The sequence below is a fragment of the Kitasatospora sp. NPDC058406 genome (assembly GCF_042722765.1).
Classification (GTDB): Bacteria; Actinomycetota; Actinomycetes; order Streptomycetales; family Streptomycetaceae; genus Kitasatospora.
Genome location: NZ_JBHXKE010000110.1, coordinates 1 through 14,270 on the forward strand (window position 1 = coordinate 1; position 14,270 = coordinate 14,270).

Sequence of the window (14,270 nt, forward strand, 5' to 3'; positions counted from 1 at the left end):
GACCCGACGCGTGAGCGTCGGGTCCCACCCCCTCCCTCCGATGTGACCCTTGCGCTTCCGGGGCGGACGACCGGACTCGGGTGCGGTCGCAGGTCCACCCTCAGCGCGCAGTCCTTCCCGACCACGCTGATCGTCGACCGGCAGGGCCGACTGGCGGCCCGTGCTCTCGGCGGCCAGATCGACGACGTCCTCGAATCGATGCTCCAGCCGGTCCTGGCGGAGCAGCAGAGCTGAGCAGGGGAGCGTTGCAAGGCAGGTGCTGATTGTCCCCGCGTCCCGGCGAGGCCGGAACCGGGCCGGATCGGCGTGTGCCTCCGCAGCCTGGTCGGTCGGTGTCGAGGCGTCGTGGTGGCCCTGATGTGCGGGGTGGCGGCCGGGCAGGCTAGTTTGCTCGGGTGAGTCTCCTTGAAGATGTGGCCGAGCGCGACGGCTGGCGATGCTGGGTGTGCGACGAACCGGTCGACCCCGGCGAGTCGGTGAACGACCCGCGAGGGCCCAGTGTCGACAGCCGTACCGCCGACCGGAAGGCCAAGGTCGCCGAGCGGCTTGCGCACCGCGGGTGCAACACCCGCAAGGGCGCGGTCAAGGTGGTCATCGCCTGGCCGGAGCGCCTGTACGTGGTCGAGCCGGCGCCCCTGATCACCGTGGCCGGGAGGCTGGAGCGCAAGGGGGGCCGCGAGATGGTGGGCCGCTGTCCGACCAGGCAGGACGCCCAGGCGGCGGCGGACTGGTTGGTGGACCGGTTCTCCCGACTGGTACCGGGGCTGCCGGTGACCGCAGACATCGAGGCGGGTGGCGGCCAGTTCCTCGTCATCCTGGCCACCGGCCGCCGCTGACCGGGGGCAACCAGCGCACAGCCGCGGCCCGCAAGGGCCGGGAAGCGACCCTCGGCGGGGAAGGCCGGCCACCCCACCCTGCGTGACTTCGGCACGGACATGAAGCGGTGGGGGAGCGGCGGCCGGTCCGGTTCCGGGGTTGTCGCTCACAGCGGGCGGACGGTTTCTCTCCCGCCCGCCGGGGCCACGCGGACAGGGCCGCCCCGGCCGGGCCGAGAGGGCTGACCGCCGCCGTTGGAGTTCTGGAACGTGCACATCTGGCCGTGCAGACAGTTGCCCTCCGTAGGGAGCGGGCATGGCTGAGATCTCCGGCATTCACACCCGGCTCTCCAGGGCGTTGCGCGACCGTGCGGAAGCCGGGCGTCGGACTGATCTCACCGGCAATCAGGGATCAAGCCCGACCTGGGCCTCGGGGTCCTCGGTGCGCCGCTGTCAGTGACGGGTGACCGACGAGATCCGGGTGAGGGCGGCCGTCGCCTGCGCCGGGTTGGTACGGAGCCAGCCGGCCTGGTGCTTTCGGACGGCCTCGGCGACGCAGGCGCGGACGGGTCCGTTACCCAGCCGGTCGCGGACGGCCGCTCGAAACCGGGGTGATCGAGTTTCACCGACACGACCGCCCTCAGACCCGCGCCGAGCTCCGAGATCCGGGCACGGAGTCGGCGCGGTGGGGGGCTCGGGCTCAGGCTTGCCGGGGTCGCAGCCAGGGTGGCGGCTGCGCCGAGTAGCGGGCGTGTCCGGCGTCGAAGCCGGACAGGTGGTAGACCGCGCCCTCGTACTCCATCTCCGGGGGCGGGGGGTCGAGGACCGGCGGGGCCCAGCGCGGCCGTCCGTCGATCTCGACCCGCGTCTCCAGCCTCGGGCTGCCCCAGAACCGCGTGAACTCCTCGGCCGCATGGGCGTTCCAGCCGCCGCCGAGCTTCGCCAGCAGGGCCGGGCTGTAGATACCCCGGACCCGCAGGTCTTCCAGGAACCGGCGCTGGACGACGACCGCGATGTAGCGGCGGTGGTTACCCCGGTGACGGCCGACGACGGTCACGCCCGGGTCCCACGGGTCCCAGCGCGGCGGCGCGACCCAGACCTTGGCGCCAGGGGCGAAGTGCCGCAGGCCGGAATGGAGATCGCCGCCGCCGGTGCCGTGGGCGGTCACCTGCGCCACGTTGGCCACCACGCAGAGGCCCAGAGGGGCGAGCCCCGTCTCGTCGTTCGTCATGATCACCATGGTGTCTGTGCAGTTCCGTTTCCGCACCGGGATTCGGGGCGGGTGCGCGGGCGCCGTCGGGCCGGCAATCCTCGCGGGAGAAGGCTCCGGCCGGGCGGCTCCCGTCGTGGCCGGGGTGTCGGGCGCCGTCAGGGATGGAGAGCTGACGACACGGCAGACGGCCGGCTCGCCCGCGATGCCCCTCATCTCGACGGCGCTCCGGCCGTGAGGGAAGCGCGCTGGTTCAGCCGGGCGGTGTCCTGGGCAGGACGGTGAGCAGGTCGCCGGGCCGGCAGTCGAGTGCATCGCACAGCGCTGTGAGCGTGCTGAACCGGATCGCGCGTGCCCGGCCGTTCTTGAGGACGGAGAGGTTGGCAAGCGTGAGGCCGACCCGGTCCGCCAATTCGGTCAGCGTGAGGCCGCGTTCCTCCAGCAGCCTGTCGAGGTGCACCTCGACGCGGTGCTCTTCCTCCGGTGGCATCAGATCACCGTCTCCAGCTCGGCCCGCATCCCGGCGCCACGGCTGACGACCTCGGCGGACGCGAGGATCCCGAACCCGGCCAGCGTCCACGCGGCCGGGAACTCCCAGACCGTGACGCCCGCCGTGTCGCTCACGCTGAGGGCGAGATCCAGTGCCGCGGCGCTCTCCGTCACCCCGGCCAGAGTCCCGCCGACGATGACGAAGACGGCGAGCAGCCGCAACCGCCGCACCGCCTGGGTGGTGAACGGATCACCGCGACGGGCCCGCCGCACGACGAGCAGCAGCATGACCAGCATGCCGAGGGCGACCAGCAGGCTGGGCAGCGCGGTGAGTACCGCCGCGACGAGCTGGTGGGCGCTGGGATCGGCGATCTCCACCTCGATGACGGAGTCCGGGGTGATGCTGACGCCCCCGGTCGTCCTGCCGGGGATCACGGTGCTCCCCTCCAGCGCGCCGGCCGGTATCCCGGCTGTCACGGGCAGGTCGCCCAGCAGCGCACGGCCCACGGATACCGCGATCGCCAGGCTCGTTGCGACCAGACCGAGCGTGAGCACGCCCTGAAGTTCGCCGAGCCAGTCAGGCCTCCGCAGTTTGCCCAGCAAGGACATCCCAACCCCCCTTATCGATTACCGATATGCCGATAATCGATAAACAGGGCTTCCTTGTCAACCCGTCGCCCGCCGCCCGTCGCCCGCCGTAGCCCGGTCGGCCTCGCCCCTGCTCCATGCCGATTCAAGCCCGGCACGCTCGGGCCGTCGGGAGCCCGCTAGGCATGCCGGGAGTTCGGGAGCCGGCCGGGCCCGATCGTCGACCGACGGTGTGTCGTGTCAGCGGAGCTCGACCGTCGGCCCGGAGGGTGCGACGGGGCGCAGGCCCCCTGACCTGGCACTTCAGGATTCCCTCAAGGTTCCTCCCAAGGGCGATCAGGAACGGTGGGTCCTGTTGCCCGGTCGGTCGGGCAACAGGGTTCACTCGACCACTCTTGAGGAGTCGATCATGCAGATCCGTCGTGCATTCGCCGGTGCCGCCATCGGAGCCGCTCTCGTTCTCGGTGCGGTGCCCGCCGCTCAGGCCCAGACGTCCAGTCCGGGCGCGAGCCTCGCTGCCGCCAGGTGCGCCTCCAACTGGAGCGACATCAACACCTTCAGCGTCACCTGCTCGGGTGCGGCCGGCACGAAGTTCTACGCCGTCGCCGAGTGCGGGAACGGCAGCATCGTCTTCGGTGCGAAGAAGTACGCGAACGGCTCCACCTCGTACGCCTACTGCGCGGGCAAGGGCGGGTTCACGGGCTACGGCTGGTGGGTGGTCTGACGGGTAGGTCGTACAGGGCTCGGCGGACACCGCTGCGCCGAGGCCTGCGACAGGGTCACCCTTCCTGATCACGTGCTCCACCCGGGGCGGGACGCCGACTGACTTCCCAGGGCGCGTCCCGCCCCCACCTTCCTGCCGGCCGGTTGTCGGCCCCTAGCGTCGATGGTGCGCCCGCCGGGTTCCTGCCGCAGTCCCCGGCGACCTGGCCGTCCTGCCGACTCCTGGTCTGCCTGGGCGGCCTCCGGGGGTTGTGCCGGTCGGGGACTCTGCGGTTCCGTCGTGGGGCCGGCGCCGGCGCCGACGCTTCCGGTGCAGGAGCCTCGAATGTCACAACGGCCTGGTTGGATTCCTGCATGACGGATTGGTCGCAACTCAGCCATGCCTACGGCTCTGCGGAAGACATACCCGCCCTGCTGAACGAGATCGAAGCAGATCCGAACGCCGAGCGCTGGAACGACCTCTGGTCGGCCCTCTGCCATCAGGGCAGCGTCTACTCGGCCAGCTTCGCGGCGCTTCCCCGGCTGACGACAATCGCCGTGGGTGCCGACCCGCAGGAGCAGCTGAACGCACTGCACCTCGCAGCCGCGATCGTGGCGGGGACGGACCAGCTGAACGGGGCCGACGACGTCCGTGTGAAGTATGCGCAGGAGATCGCAACCCTCCTACGAATGGCGAACGAGCACCTTCGGACGTCTCCCGACCGGACCGACTACATCTACCTGCTCGAAGCCGTTCTGGCATTCGAAGGTGTCCCGGTCTGGGGTGAGGAGCTTGCGTGGGGACTCGTGAACGGGGAGTACCAGATCTCCTGTCCCGACTGCGAAACCAGCCTGTTCATCGCCATCGGTGACTACGGCTACTTCTCCACGAGCGGCGACTACGCCCTGAACGACCACGTGGAGAAGGCCCCTTTGCGGCCCGTGGGCCCTGGCGACCTGCGCGGCATCGGCCAACGGATCCACGCACTCGCTCTCACCGACGGCCAGAACGAGGTGGCCACTGCTGTGACCTACCTCTTCGGAAGCGCGCACTGCACGGACTGCGGGGCAGACTTCGCCGTGGCCGACCAAGTAGGCGATCCCCACTGACCTCGCCCCGGAGCTGTCGGCGACGAGTGGCAGGCTGCGCCCGTGGGTTGTGACGTCGGTGGGTGGGTGTCCTGCGCAGGTGAGGACGCGGTCTGCTCCTGGTCGGCGGGTCGCGAGGTGGCCGGTGGCGGTCGGGTTCAGCTTCGGTGGACAGCGGCGCCGAGTCGCAGACCGGAGCCGACCGGCCCTGCCCAGGAGGGTCCTTGATCGCCCCGAGGCGCCCGCGACATACCCCACGGGGTAAACTCGCGGGCGAGTGACTCTCTGGAGGTATGGGAATGCAGGTCGACGACGAAGCGGTCGGCGCGGTCCTCAATCGCCTTCGTCGGGCCCAGGGCCAGCTCGCCGGCGTCATCGCGATGATCGAGGCAGGGCGTGACTGCAAGGATGTCGTGACGCAGTTGGCAGCTGTCTCCCGTGCCCTCGACCGGGCCGGATTCAAGATCGTGGCCAGCGGCATGCGGCAGTGCATGGCCGTCGCGGACGGCGACGAGCCGCCGATGAGCGAGGCCGAACTGGAAAAGCTCTTCCTCGCACTCGCCTGACGTCCGGCCCGCTCCCGGGCGGGCCGGCCCCGCGGTTCGGTAACGGTCCCGATGCCCTACGTGCGAGTCGACAGGCGTCCCGCGATGCTGAGGACCTCGCCGTCCGTCGGCGCGCCACTCAGTGGAGGATGCTGACGGCGCGGGCGATGACGAGGAGGGAGGTCATCAGGGCGGCGATGCTCTCGATGCTCATCAGGAGTTTCGCCCGGGTGGAGAGCGGCATCGTGTCGGTGGGACTGAACGCGGTGGAGTTGGTGACCGAGATGTAGAGGTAGTCCGGCAGGGTGGGGACCCAGTCGGACGAGCCGCTGGCGCCGTCGGCGACCTCCTGCACGGCGTCGTCGTTCTCGTCCTGGGAGAACCGGAAGTCCGCCAGGGGGAGTTCGGCGCGTGGGGCCTGGGTTCGGCTGACGGGGCCGCCTCGATCGAGTTCCCAGTACGCGAGGCCGAACACGATGATGTTGGTCAGCCACACCTGGAGGGCCGCGACCAGGAGCTCCCCGCCGTCCTCCACCTGCTTCGAGACCAGGCCGTGGATCAGGATGCCGAGCGAGGCGAGGTTGCTGGCTCCGATCAGCAGGACGAGGGTGAGCGACATGGCGCGGGAGATGCGGTTCTGGCGGGTCAGCCGCAGGGGGTTGACGGCGACCAGCGGGATCAGCAGGAGCAGCTCCAGCGCCGGCAGGACGTAACGGGGTGCGACCAGCAGCTGCTGGGGGAGCGCCACGTACAGCAGGATCGCAGCCAGCGTGGCGAGAACGGCGGGCAGCCGGGCCTCACCGCGCCGCTCGTGCCGGGGGTGGCGGAGACGGGCGTCCCCACGACTACGTGTCATGACCTTCTCCCTTGTTCGTACACCGCGGTGCGGCGGGTTTCGCAATCTGTCGGGCCGCGTCCCACCTGTCCTGCCGTCCGCCGTCCGGTCGCTCCCGGAGCACTTCCAGAACACTTCCGGGGTACTTCCGGGTTCTTCGCCGGGGGCGGTTCCCGCACGGTTCCCGGCGCGAGCGGGGCGCGGTCGGGCGTGGCGTTGAACGGTGGCGGGGCCGTCCCCGGGGGCGGCCCCGCCGTGGTTTGCCGGCTCAGATGGGGGCGCCGTAGTAGGTGCCGTAGTAACTGGAGTACGCGTTCTGGTAGAGCCGGTCGGTGGCGTCGTGCCGGTCGGGGTCGTACTCGGGGCCGTTCTGCTGCCGCAGGCTCCGGCTGCGGGACCCGCTGTCGGCCCGTCGGCTGCCCCCGCTGCGCGGGTCCACACCCGTCAATGCGGCGGGCGCGGCCACCTCCCGGCCGTGTCGCCGTCGATCCGGACGACGAGCGGCGAGGGGCGACCTGTTCGGTGCCGCCGCCCACGTCGACAGCGGCCCTCCCGGCGCCTCGGAATGTCGTGGCAAACCGCACTGACGTTCTGCCACACTGATCGCGATCTTCACCGCGGTTCCGCCGGGTGGTAGCTGCCGACGGCACCCACACGAGGCGAATCGCGGTCATCTCCATGAGAAAAAGGGGGAAGTCGCCACCGTGCGCACCCGCAGAGCCCTCGGCCTGGCCGCCACCGCGGCTGTCGTCACGTTCGGGCTGCCGGCTCCGGCCCACGCCGCAGATCCGGCCGCCGTCCTCTACGTCGACAACGCCACCACGTCGAACTGCATTGACACCGGCATCGGCACCGCTGCCCGGCCCTACTGCACCATCCAGGCCGCAGTGGACGTGGCCGGCCCCGGGCAGACCGTGCAGGTAGCGCCCGGCCGGGGCTACGTCGCGGGGCTCCAGGTCACCCGGTCCGGCACCGCCGACAAGCCGATCGTGATCCGCGGTGACGGCTCACCCGCCGCCAAGTCACCGGTCCTGTCGGGGAAGAACCCGGGGACCGGACTGGAGATCACGGGTGCGCAGCACATCGTGGTCAGCGGCCTCACCTTCAGCATGTCCCCGCTCGCCGTGGTCGTGACCGACTCCAGTGACATCCGGCTGGAGGCGAACAGCTTCATCGAGAACTTCCGCCTCACGACCGACAACCCCGCCGTCAAACTGGTCGGGCACACCTCGGACGTCAGCGTGACCCGGAACCGGTTCTGGTTCCAGCAGGCCGGTGTGTCGGTGGACACCGGCGTCCAGCGTGTGTCGATCGCCCACAACGACTTCGCCGCCTCGGCCGAGTACGCCGTCCGGGCCACCGGCGCGTCGCACGTCAGCGTGGTCAACAACACCATCGCGAACGTCTGTGGCACCGCCGTGGCACTGGACGGGGCGTCCGGCGACGGTGTGGTCGAGAACAACGTCATCTCGGGGGCCTCGGCCGACTACCCGTTCTACCGTTCCCAGCGGTGCTGGTACGTCGACCCCGCGCCCGTGGTCTCGGTGTCCGCCGCCGCCGCTCCGACCGCCACGGTGGACTACAACACCGTGCACTCCTGGACCGGCGCCCCCCTCTACCGTTGGGCCGGAACCGACCACACCTCGCCGGACTCGCTCGCGGCCGCCACCGGGCAGGGCAAGCACGACGCGGACCAGGAGGTCACGTTCCTGCAGAACCTCCCGGTCAGCGGCCAGTTCGTCGATGACAGGCTGCCCGTCACCGCGACCAGCGCGATCGACTCCGCCGACCCGAACGCTCCCGGCGCCGCCGGCACCGACCTGCTCGGCAGCAGCCCGGTCGACCACCCGGACCTCCCCGACTCCCCGGCGGGCGGCTTCCTGGACCGCGGTGCGTACGAGTTCCACGCGCCGAAGTCCGTCGTGGTCGGCACGGTCGGCAGCGTGTTCCAGACCGCCTTCGGTCCGGCACCGTTCGCCGTCACCGCCACCGCCACGGCCACGACCGTCTGGCAGGTCGACCTCGGCTACACCTTCGACTTCGGCGACGGCACTCCGGTCGTCACCACCGGCTCCCGGTCCGCCGATCACGTCTACGCCACGGCGGGCACCTACAGGGTGACCGCCACCGCCACCGACGGGCGGGGCGGCACGGTCGTCAGCGACCCGAACGCCGCGCCCGTCACCGTCACCGATCCCGGTCCGCTGAAGCCGCAGGTCACCCTCGGCACCACCGGAGACCTGGTCTATACCGCGACGGCCTCCGTCCCGGACTCGCCCTGGCCGGTCACGCTGCAGCAGATCGACTTCGGCGACGGCACCCCCTCACAGGATCCCGGCACCCCGCACCAGTACGCCCAGCCGGGCACCTACCAGGTCACCTACACCGTGAGGGACGCGAGTCAGAGGACGGCGACCGCCACCCAGCAGGTGGACGCCCAGTACTCCCGGGCCTACCTGGCCGCGCTCCCGGGCGAGAAGACCGGCCTGCTGGCGATGACCGAGCACGCGCTCTACCAGGCCACCGGCAACTACGGGAACGGCGTCTGGTCGCCCTTCACGAACGCCCGCGCGCTGGTCGGCAACTGGCCCATCAAGCTGGCCGGCACGCACGGCGGCAAGCACCAGTTCGCGAACCTCAACGGGTACCTGGTCACCTACGACCAGGGGTACCCCGGCGCGACCCGGCACTGGGACCAGATCGCCCTGCCCGGCCTCCCCGGCGCCGGCGGCAACTCCGAGCGCAAGAACATCACCGACCTGTCGGTGGTCGAGAACGGGACCTCCACCAAGCTGGTGGTCGCCGCCGACGGCGGACTCTACGAGGCCACCGCCGACTACGCGGTCGGGCGCTGGACCGGCTGGGCCGCGATCACCGCCAACGTCTCCTTCGGTACCCGGATCACCAAGGTCGCCGCCGCGATGACCGGCAACGTCCTGCACGTGTACGCGCTCGGCGCCAACGGCCGCCTGTACACGGCGGACGGGGACTACGACCGCGGCACCTGGCGGGGTGGCGACCTGACCGGCTCCATCGGCCAGCCCGGCCGGCCCACCGAATTGACCGCCACCGCCGTCAACGGCACCGTCCACGTCGTCGCCCTGATCGACGGCTCGCTGTACGACGTCGGCGCCGACTACAACGCCGGGCGCTGGGGCAGCTGGGGCAACGTCTCCGCCGCGACCGGCCTCGGCGGCATCACCACCTTCGCCGCCGCCACCACGGGCGACAACCTGCGGCTGTACGCGGTAAACAACGGTCACCTGTACGACATCCTGGGCGACTACAGCCGCGGCTGGAGCGGGTGGGGCGACGTCAGCTCGGCGGCAGCGGCAGGGGAGATCCCCGCCGTCACCGCCGTCGGGGCGTGGGGATCCCGCCAGTAGGCGCCCCGCAGGCGGGCACGCGCATGGGCGGGAACTCCCGCCGCGCACCGACCACGGCCCCCGGACCGGCAGCCCGCCGGTCCGGGGGCCGCGTCGTGCCGACACGATCGGCCGGATCGGCGCCCCGGATCCGGAGCGCCGTCCTTGAGCGCGACCGGTCGGCGCCACGATCCGCGCGCACCGGAGGCGGGCGGAGAGGTTGGCGCACGCAGATCCTGTGGGCCCCGCGGTGGGGGGAGACTCGCGACCACATCTGGCGGGGCGAGCGGGGGCGATCGACTTCCTCGCCGGCTTACCCGACGTGTCTACGACCGGGGTCGTGATCCATCGGCGGGTGTCCGGTCGGCGGTGCCCGGCGGCAGCCACCGGGTGATCCGGTCGAACAGTTCCAGCAGTGGCTCGCCGACGTCCCGGCCGAACTCGGTCAGCCCGTAGGTGACCTGAGGCGGCGTGGTCGGCTCGACCGTCCGCCACACCAGGCCGTCCTGGACCAGCGCGCGCAGGGTCTGCGCGAGCATCTTCTCGCTGATGCCCCGGATGCTGTCGCGCAGCTCGTAGAACCGCAGGTCGTTGCCCTGAAGGGAGATCAGCACCCAGACCCCCCATCGGCTGGTCACGTGGTCGACCGTGTCGCGTGCCGCGCAGTCGGTGTGAAACACCTCATACCGCTTGCCGGTGTCACTGCGCCCTGGCTGCAAGCCTTCCGTCATGTTCGGAGCTTACCTTCAGGTATGTCCTTACCAGTGGTAAGCCCGCCGTCCTAGCGTCAGCACTGCACAGCAGCGCATGCACACGAGCGCAGGACATCGAGCGAGGAGCTGATCATGATCGTGGTGACCGGGGCCACCGGAAACATCGGCCGGCCGCTGACGCGGGCACTGGCCGGGGCGGGAGAACAGGTGACGGCGGTTTCGCGGCACGCGGCGCCCGTGCCGGACGGCGTCCGGCACGTCGTAGCCGATCTGGCCGAGCCGGCCGCTCTGGAGCCCGCGCTCGCCGGGGCGAAGGCGCTTTTCCTGCTGCTGTCGGGCGACCTGCACGGCCCCGGGACAGCCCCGGCCGATGTCGTCGGCCGAGCCGTGGAGGCCGGGGTCCGGCGCATCGTGCTGCTCTCCACGCAGGGCGTGTCCACCAGGCCGTTCGGCCCGACCCGGATCGCGATGCGGGCACTGGAGGACCTCGTCCGGGACTCCGCCCCGGAGTGGGCGATCCTGCGGCCGGGCGGCTTCGCCTCCAACGTGCTGTGGTGGGCCGAGTCCATCCGGACGCGGCGGACCGTCGTGGCCCCGTTCGGCGACATCGGCGCGCCGGTCGTCGACCCGACGGACATCGCCGACGTCGCGGCGGCCTGCCTGCTGGAGGACCGGCACCTCGGCGGCGTGTACGAGCTGACCGGCCCGGAGGTGATCAGCCCGCGCGGGCAGGCACAGGCCATCTCCGCCGCACTGGGCTCGCCCCTGCGGTTCCACGAGCTCACCCGCGACGAGGCCAGGACCGCGATGGCCCGAAGCATGCCGGTGGAACTCGCCGACGACACCCTCGACATCCTCGGCGCCCCGAACGGGGCCGAACTGCGCATCAGCCCGGCCGTCCGGCAGGTGCTCGGCCGTCCCGCGCGTACCTTCACCGACTGGGCCGACCGCCACGTCGCCGCGTTCCGCTGAGGATGGGGTGAGGGGTGCCCTCGTCCCTCCGGACGTCGCAGGGCGCCGTAGGCAGCCTCCCGCCGGGGCCGGCCGGGTCTAGTTCAGCGCGTCGCCGAAGAGGAAGTTGCCGACGTGGTGCGGGTCGGTGGAGGTGTAGAAGCCGCGGAAGGCCGACAGCACCTCGGCTTCCGACAGCACTCCGTCCCGGTCGGTGTCCAGCTTCTCGAACGCGAACCGTGCGGCCGGCTCGGTGGAGCTGAAGGCGCGCTGGAAGTCCCAGAACTCCGCTGCCGAGATCCTCCCGTCCCGGTCCCGGTCCATCAGCCGGAACACCGCGTGCGCCGCCGGAGCCAGTACGTCGTCGAACGCGCCCGGTGCCTGGGCCAGCAACCGCATCCCGGCCCGGTACTCGTGCCGCTGGATCTTCCGGTCCCTGTTGGTGTCGAAGTCGGCCACCAGGGCGCGCCACCAGCCCTGGGCCGCGGCCAGCATCGCCGTCGCCTCCGGTGCGTCGAACGCCGCCCCCGAGGCGTCGATCACCCGCGACGCGAGCCCCAGGATGTCCGTCGCGTCGATCACCCCGTCCCTGTCGAGGTCGGCCTGCCCGAAGCAGACGTCGATCTTGCGGTCCAGCAGGGCGTCGGCGGCGGTGGTCATGGCGGGTTCCTCGTTCCGTGGGTGCAGGTGGTGCGGTGCCCGGTGAGCCTAGGCAGTGGCGTTCACGACGTGCAACCGCGAGGCCACGTACGCGTGATCGGACAGCTGATCGCACCGCGCGCGACCGCCCGGGGTCCGAGGCCGGCTCGCCCGGGTGCCCCGGGTTCATGGCCGGCCGGGTCGGGTGACAGCATCGGACGCATGTTCCAGCCCGCACCCCCACTGCCTACGGCCGCGCCGCTCACCGCCGAGGCCGCGGAGCGCTGGCACGCCGCCCGTGCGGCCCACCGCTGGGACAGCCGCTGGCTGGTCCTGCTGCCGGTGGCCCTGTTCGTGCTGGTCGCCGCCCGGGCCGACGGCCTCGACGTGGCCGGTGCCCCGCGCTGGTACGAGTCGGCGGACGTGGTGCTCGCGGCCCTGGTGGCCCAGGCACTGGCGCTGCTGGCCCGCCCCAGGGGGCTGCCGCTGACGGCGCTCGCCCTGATTCCGGTGGGCTGGTACGTCCCGGGCGTCCCCGACGAGTTGACCCGGTGGGCGCTGACGCTCGCACAGACGGCCCTGGCGGCCCTGCTGATCACCGCCGCCCTCGGCCGTCAGCGGGCCCGGCAGCAGCTCACCGACCTCATGGGCCCCGAGGTGCCGTACCCCTGGACGGCCGCGGGCCAGCCCTCCCCGTTCGCCGAGCACCCCGTCCGGCCGGTCGGGCGCCGGGTGGTGGGCCTGGTGCTGCTCGGCCCGGCGGTGACGGCTCCGCTGTTCGACCCGAGCCTGCTCGTGACGGCCGCCGGGGTCGGCGGGACCGGCGTGATCCTGCTGGCCTCCGCCGCCAAGGCGGTCCGGGTCCGGCACTCACTGACCGAACGCCCCGGCGCGCCCGCTGTGCGCGTCCTGTTCCAGTTCGACGGCGGCCCGAAGGCCGGGCCGTTCTTCGGCGGCCCGCGCTGGGAGCTGACGCTGCGCGAGCAGCACACCTGGGCGGACGGCCGTTGGGGCGGGGAGGACGTAGCCGACGACGAGGACGACGAGGACGACGAGGACGAGACCGATGGCGAGGAGGCGTACGGCCCGGTCGCCGGCCCACCCCTGCCCGCTCTGCTCTACCAGGGACCGGACGGCCCCTACGCCCAGTTGCTGGTCCTGCCCCCGGAGGACGACCCGGGAACCGGGAACCCGGGCACGACCGGCACGTGGACGGCTGTCGTCTGCGCCCCCGAAGTCCGGCCGGCCGGCCCCGTCGCTGCCGGGGACCCCGCCGCCGCCGCCGACCCGGGGGCCCCTGCCGAAACCCCGACCGTGCCGATGGCCGCCGGGGTGTGGGAGATGCCGCGTCCGCTGCGCCTGTTGTGCGGACCGGCTGTCGCGGTACTGCTGGCCGTCCTGGGCGTGCTGCGCGCCGAGTCCGGCTGGTGGAGCGGGCTGCTGCAGCCCCTGCTCATCGGCGGCATCGCACTGGTCGGTGTCGTCTCCCGGCTCGGCTGGCAGGCCGCCGTCGACCGTGACGGCGTGACGGTGTCCGCCGGCCTCGCCCGTCGCCGGGCGGGCTGGGAGGAGATCACCGCGGCCACGGCCGAGGGCGGCCGGCTGTCCGTCACCGTCCGCGACGCCGGTGCCCTGGAGTTCGGCGGCCGGGTCGCCTCCTGGTTCGGCGTCCAGGGGTTCGACGCCGCCGCTCTTGCCGCCGGTGTCGGCCATGCCACCCGTCACCCGGAACTCCGCCCCCGGGAATCCCGCCCCGGCCCGCTCGGCCACCCGGACCTGCTCGTCAACCGGATCTCCCTGACGGCCTATCTGGTCTTCACCGTGCTGCACTTCCTGGCTGTCCGGGGCGGTCTCTAGTCCTGTCGTGCGGTCGGCGCCGGGGCCCTGGCGCGGGGACACCCGGGCCCGGGGCGGCGCGCGGTGAGTCGGGCTGACCGGCCCCTCGGTGGCACCGGGTGCCCAAGCGTGGGACATCACTCGACCACGGGGTCACCGCCCTGCCGCTCGCAGCCGAGGACTCCGACGACGGTCAGCTTCCCCGGCAGGTCCGGGTCGTCGGCCGAGCCGAGGAGCGCGCACTGCCAGACGGTGTCGGATTCCTTGTCCTAGATGCTTCCCGCGCCTTCGTAGCCGCTCGGACCGCCCGTGCAGCCCGAACCGGCCACGCGGTTGATGTCGTCGACCAGGACCGCCTGGCAGGTGTAGGCGGGCTCCGGCGCGGCGCTCGCCGAGCCGACGGCAGGGAGTGCAACCGCGGCGAGGAACGTGAGCGTGACCGTGCCGCGGGTGAGGTGGGTGCGCATGTCGTCTCCTGGGCGAAGCGGATGGA

The 14,270-nt window shown here is 72.0% G+C and carries 16 protein-coding genes; 8 read left to right on the plus strand and 8 right to left on the minus strand.

Features of this window, described 5'->3' with window-relative positions:
- On the plus strand, positions 1 to 234 hold a 234-nt coding region (locus ACFWOG_RS22005), incomplete at its 5' end, for a TlpA family protein disulfide reductase (RefSeq protein WP_380360453.1).
- A gap of 161 nt (positions 235 to 395) precedes the next feature.
- Positions 396 to 836 carry a hypothetical protein gene (locus ACFWOG_RS22010; protein WP_380360454.1) on the plus strand — a complete coding sequence of 147 codons (441 nt, stop codon included), beginning with the start codon at positions 396 to 398 and terminating at the stop codon, positions 834 to 836.
- 679 nt (positions 837 to 1,515) lie between these two features.
- Here the strand turns inward: ACFWOG_RS22010 and ACFWOG_RS22015 are convergent.
- The 3 genes from ACFWOG_RS22015 to ACFWOG_RS22025 form a co-directional block, all read right to left on the minus strand.
- Entirely contained in the window at positions 1,516 to 2,046 is a 531-nt protein-coding gene (locus ACFWOG_RS22015; protein WP_380360456.1) for a hypothetical protein, read from the minus strand.
- A 232-nt stretch (positions 2,047 to 2,278) separates the two neighbouring features.
- Positions 2,279 to 2,515: a helix-turn-helix domain-containing protein gene (locus ACFWOG_RS22020; protein WP_380360458.1), complete on the minus strand. Its 237-nt coding sequence runs from the start codon at positions 2,513 to 2,515 to the stop codon at positions 2,279 to 2,281.
- The gene (locus ACFWOG_RS22025) at positions 2,515 to 3,123 is read right to left on the minus strand and encodes a DUF2975 domain-containing protein (protein WP_355409060.1); all 609 of its coding nucleotides are present in this window, start codon (positions 3,121 to 3,123) and stop codon (positions 2,515 to 2,517) included. The genes ACFWOG_RS22020 and ACFWOG_RS22025 overlap by 1 nt, the downstream gene beginning before the upstream one ends.
- A 388-nt stretch (positions 3,124 to 3,511) precedes the next feature.
- On the opposite strand from ACFWOG_RS22025, the gene ACFWOG_RS22030 reads away from it, so the two are divergent.
- The 3 genes from ACFWOG_RS22030 (at position 3,512) to ACFWOG_RS22040 (ending at position 5,459) form a co-directional block, all read left to right on the plus strand.
- Positions 3,512 to 3,826, plus strand: a complete 315-nt coding sequence (locus ACFWOG_RS22030; RefSeq protein WP_329948923.1) for a hypothetical protein — start codon at positions 3,512 to 3,514, stop codon at positions 3,824 to 3,826.
- A 353-nt stretch (positions 3,827 to 4,179) separates the two neighbouring features.
- Positions 4,180 to 4,914 (plus strand): hypothetical protein, encoded by a 735-nt coding sequence (locus tag ACFWOG_RS22035; RefSeq protein WP_380360461.1) that lies wholly within the window; start codon positions 4,180 to 4,182, stop codon positions 4,912 to 4,914.
- Positions 4,915 to 5,192: 278 nt separating this feature from the next.
- Complete coding sequence (locus tag ACFWOG_RS22040) at positions 5,193 to 5,459, plus strand: metal-sensitive transcriptional regulator (protein ID WP_329875212.1); 267 nt, start codon at positions 5,193 to 5,195, stop codon at positions 5,457 to 5,459.
- Between the two features lie 118 nt (positions 5,460 to 5,577).
- Here the strand turns inward: ACFWOG_RS22040 and ACFWOG_RS22045 are convergent, their stop codons facing one another.
- Both ACFWOG_RS22045 and ACFWOG_RS22050 read right to left on the minus strand, forming a co-directional pair.
- Positions 5,578 to 6,294, minus strand: a complete 717-nt coding sequence (locus ACFWOG_RS22045) for a hypothetical protein (RefSeq protein WP_380360463.1) — start codon at positions 6,292 to 6,294, stop codon at positions 5,578 to 5,580.
- A gap of 247 nt (positions 6,295 to 6,541) precedes the next feature.
- Complete coding sequence (locus tag ACFWOG_RS22050; protein ID WP_380360465.1) at positions 6,542 to 6,712, minus strand: hypothetical protein; 171 nt, start codon at positions 6,710 to 6,712, stop codon at positions 6,542 to 6,544.
- Between the two features lie 265 nt (positions 6,713 to 6,977).
- On the opposite strand from ACFWOG_RS22050, the gene ACFWOG_RS22055 reads away from it, so the two are divergent.
- Positions 6,978 to 9,659, plus strand: coding sequence for a PKD domain-containing protein (locus ACFWOG_RS22055; RefSeq protein ID WP_380360466.1), 2,682 nt, complete (start codon positions 6,978 to 6,980; stop codon positions 9,657 to 9,659).
- 305 nt (positions 9,660 to 9,964) lie between these two features.
- Here ACFWOG_RS22055 and ACFWOG_RS22060 read toward each other — a convergent pair whose 3' ends face one another.
- A complete protein-coding gene (locus ACFWOG_RS22060; RefSeq protein ID WP_329875190.1) occupies positions 9,965 to 10,369 on the minus strand; it encodes a helix-turn-helix domain-containing protein in 405 nt (134 codons plus the stop codon).
- Between the two features lie 114 nt (positions 10,370 to 10,483).
- Here ACFWOG_RS22060 and ACFWOG_RS22065 point away from each other — a divergent pair, with 114 nt between their 5' ends.
- Entirely contained in the window at positions 10,484 to 11,323 is an 840-nt protein-coding gene (locus tag ACFWOG_RS22065) for an SDR family oxidoreductase (protein ID WP_380360468.1), read from the plus strand.
- Positions 11,324 to 11,401: 78 nt separating this feature from the next.
- On the opposite strand, the gene ACFWOG_RS22070 is transcribed toward ACFWOG_RS22065, so the two are convergent.
- Positions 11,402 to 11,962: an EF-hand domain-containing protein gene (locus ACFWOG_RS22070; RefSeq protein WP_380360470.1), complete on the minus strand. Its 561-nt coding sequence runs from the start codon at positions 11,960 to 11,962 to the stop codon at positions 11,402 to 11,404.
- 201 nt (positions 11,963 to 12,163) lie between these two features.
- On the opposite strand from ACFWOG_RS22070, the gene ACFWOG_RS22075 reads away from it, so the two are divergent.
- On the plus strand, positions 12,164 to 13,798 hold the full coding sequence (locus ACFWOG_RS22075; protein ID WP_380360471.1) for a hypothetical protein: 1,635 nt from the start codon (positions 12,164 to 12,166) through the stop codon (positions 13,796 to 13,798).
- Between the two features lie 248 nt (positions 13,799 to 14,046).
- Here the strand turns inward: ACFWOG_RS22075 and ACFWOG_RS22080 are convergent, their stop codons facing one another.
- On the minus strand, positions 14,047 to 14,244 hold the full coding sequence (locus ACFWOG_RS22080; protein WP_380360473.1) for a hypothetical protein: 198 nt from the start codon (positions 14,242 to 14,244) through the stop codon (positions 14,047 to 14,049).
- Positions 14,245 to 14,270 lie beyond the last annotated feature (26 nt).

Excerpts from the sequence above, each read along its gene's own strand:
- ACFWOG_RS22015 (WP_380360456.1), bottom strand. The coding sequence starts at position 2,046 with ATGACGAACGACGAGACGGGGCTCGCCCCTCTGGGCCTCTGCGTGGTG.
- ACFWOG_RS22020 (WP_380360458.1), bottom strand. The coding sequence starts at position 2,515 with ATGCCACCGGAGGAAGAGCACCGCGTCGAGGTGCACCTCGACAGGCTG.
- ACFWOG_RS22025 (WP_355409060.1), bottom strand. The coding sequence starts at position 3,123 with ATGTCCTTGCTGGGCAAACTGCGGAGGCCTGACTGGCTCGGCGAACTT.
- ACFWOG_RS22030 (WP_329948923.1), top strand. The coding sequence starts at position 3,512 with ATGCAGATCCGTCGTGCATTCGCCGGTGCCGCCATCGGAGCCGCTCTC.
- ACFWOG_RS22035 (WP_380360461.1), top strand. The coding sequence starts at position 4,180 with ATGACGGATTGGTCGCAACTCAGCCATGCCTACGGCTCTGCGGAAGAC.
- ACFWOG_RS22040 (WP_329875212.1), top strand. The coding sequence starts at position 5,193 with ATGCAGGTCGACGACGAAGCGGTCGGCGCGGTCCTCAATCGCCTTCGT.
- ACFWOG_RS22045 (WP_380360463.1), bottom strand. The coding sequence starts at position 6,294 with ATGACACGTAGTCGTGGGGACGCCCGTCTCCGCCACCCCCGGCACGAG.
- ACFWOG_RS22060 (WP_329875190.1), bottom strand. The coding sequence starts at position 10,369 with ATGACGGAAGGCTTGCAGCCAGGGCGCAGTGACACCGGCAAGCGGTAT.
- ACFWOG_RS22065 (WP_380360468.1), top strand. The coding sequence starts at position 10,484 with ATGATCGTGGTGACCGGGGCCACCGGAAACATCGGCCGGCCGCTGACG.
- ACFWOG_RS22070 (WP_380360470.1), bottom strand. The coding sequence starts at position 11,962 with ATGACCACCGCCGCCGACGCCCTGCTGGACCGCAAGATCGACGTCTGC.
- ACFWOG_RS22075 (WP_380360471.1), top strand. The coding sequence starts at position 12,164 with ATGTTCCAGCCCGCACCCCCACTGCCTACGGCCGCGCCGCTCACCGCC.
- ACFWOG_RS22080 (WP_380360473.1), bottom strand. The coding sequence starts at position 14,244 with ATGCGCACCCACCTCACCCGCGGCACGGTCACGCTCACGTTCCTCGCC.